Here is a 2061-nt window from a genome sequence, read left to right as displayed (position 1 = left end):
CAGACGTATCAACTCGTTCGTCGTGTTCTCGACCGGGCCGAGCAGCCGAAGTCCCGCTCCCGCGCGCCAGGCTGCGGACCCCGGGGACGATAGTGATGCTGTTCCGCGGCGAGCTGGACGGAATCGGGGCCGCTTTCCGATGCAACAAGACACCAACTCGTAAAGCTGGGCGACCCAACCCGGGAATCTGATTCGGTCCCCCGACCCACGGCATCAATGCCACCAGGGTTGTCTGACTCGGCCGGGCGTGTCCCGATGAACTCCCGCATGCGCGAGCGGCATCAGAAATTACCGTCCCGGCCGCCGCTCAAGGCCGGCGTATTGGACGCGCCCCCCGTTACCCCAGGGCCGCGCCGATGCTGTCGAAGTCGCCGACTGCCGCCGGATCGGCTCCCAGTCCGATCAAGATCGATCCCAGCGCTGTTTCTGTTGCAATGTCGAGGGCAGGCCCAATCGCGGGCGCAAATTGAGGTGAGTGGTTCTGCACTGGATCCCCGTCAGGCAGGACAGGCTGGTACCCGTTGATGAACCAATAAACGGCCGGGACATCGATGGCCTCTGAGAGGAGCCCGAAATCTTCCGAATGCATCATCGGAGGGATGCGGCGAACAGCGTCAGCGCCCAGCCGGCCGGACAATGCGCTCATGAGGTCCTCCGTCGCCTCCGGTGCGTTGTAGATCCGGGGGAAACGATAGAGCTCCTCGATCTGCGGTTCCGGAGCTCCAGATGCCGAAGCTTCCGCCCTGATGATACGCCTGGCGGCTGAGAGCATCTGCTCATGAACATCCGGGTCAAAGCTCCGGAAGTTCAGCGTGAGCTCCGCAGCATCAGCGATGACGTTCTCTTTGATTCCGGCGTGAAAAGTGCCGACGGTGACGACCGCAGGCTTCCGCGGGTCGATCTCCCTGGACACGATTGTCTGGAGCCTGGTCACAATGTGCGCACCGAGGGTGATCGGATCGATGGACGCGTGGGGCTGCGAGGCATGCGAGCCACGCCCGAGCACCGACACGCGCCAACTGGTAGCGAGTGTCATTGTGTGACCGGAGGCGTACCCGACGCTCCCCGCAGCCAGGGGCATCACATGCTGACCATAAACAACGGCCGGTTTGGGGGCCCGGTCCCACAAACCGTCCTCAATCATTGCGCGTGCGCCGGCCGCGATTTCCTCGGCCGGCTGGAAGATCAACACGACCGTTCCTGACCAGGTCTCGCGCGAAGAAAAGAGTACGCGCGCGGCGGTCAAGAGGGCGGTCATGTGGACGTCGTGTCCGCAGGCGTGCATGACGGGAACGTTGTCTCCCGCCAACTCAGCGCGGGCAGCACTTGCATAGCCCAGCCCGGTATCTTCTTTGACCGGCAGCCCATCCATGTCAGCGCGGAAAGCAACGACCGGACCGGTCCCGTTCTCAAGGACTCCCACCACCCCCGTGCCCCCGCAGCGGAAGTGGGCTATGCCGATGTCGTCCAACTCCTGTTCGATCCGCGCGGCTGTGTTGTGTTCCTGCAACGACAACTCCGGATGGGAGTGAAACCAGCGGTAGAGTTCCCTCATCCTTTCGCCGTCAACGGTCAACGGACGGCGGGTTGCTTCAAATAATGTCATCCGTCTACTCCTGTTCGTCTTCTGATCACCTGCTACGGTGATCAGTTTGTTTGTCCCGGGTAAACCCGTTGTCGCTTCAAGATCTGCACTGGTTTGCCAAAGTCTCCCCCAGGCACGGCCCCCTTCAAGTGCTCCGCCGGGTACCCAACATGAGAATCTGCAGCACGAGGCAGCGGATCCCCGGTCATGGCCTTTCGGGTTGATTGAGAGCGAATCCAGTCACCGCTACCGCCCAGGCGCTCTCCATGTGAACTTTGATTCGAGGCATCGTCGCCCTCCCCGGGTGTCTTCGGTCAAGCGGGAACGAGGTGCCCACTGGATGCCGGATAAATGTGTGCCGTGGCCGCTGACGGGCTCCTCCGCGCCACGGCCGACTCCCGCGCCCTTGGCAGCAAACTCCTCCGTTGCGGTAAAGGCTTCCCATGGCCGGAGGCCCTCGTCTACAACACAAGCTA

The 2061-nt window shown here is 62.5% G+C and carries 1 protein-coding gene; it reads right to left on the bottom strand.

Going from position 1 to position 2061, the window contains the following annotated elements:
- Window positions 1–337 precede the first annotated feature (337 nt).
- Window positions 338–1606 carry an amidohydrolase gene (locus tag AC3WJU_RS22380; protein WP_492260917.1) on the bottom strand — a complete coding sequence of 423 codons (1269 nt, stop codon included), beginning with the start codon at window positions 1604–1606 and terminating at the stop codon, window positions 338–340.
- Between the last annotated feature and the right edge of the window lie 455 nt (window positions 1607–2061).

It is taken from the genome of Arthrobacter sp. FW306-1B-F12A (genome assembly GCF_058781865.1).
This window is presented reverse-complemented; position numbering and strand designations above follow the sequence as displayed.

Excerpts from the sequence above, each read along its gene's own strand:
- AC3WJU_RS22380 (WP_492260917.1), bottom strand. The coding sequence starts at position 1,606 with ATGACATTATTTGAAGCAACCCGCCGTCCGTTGACCGTTGACGGCGAA.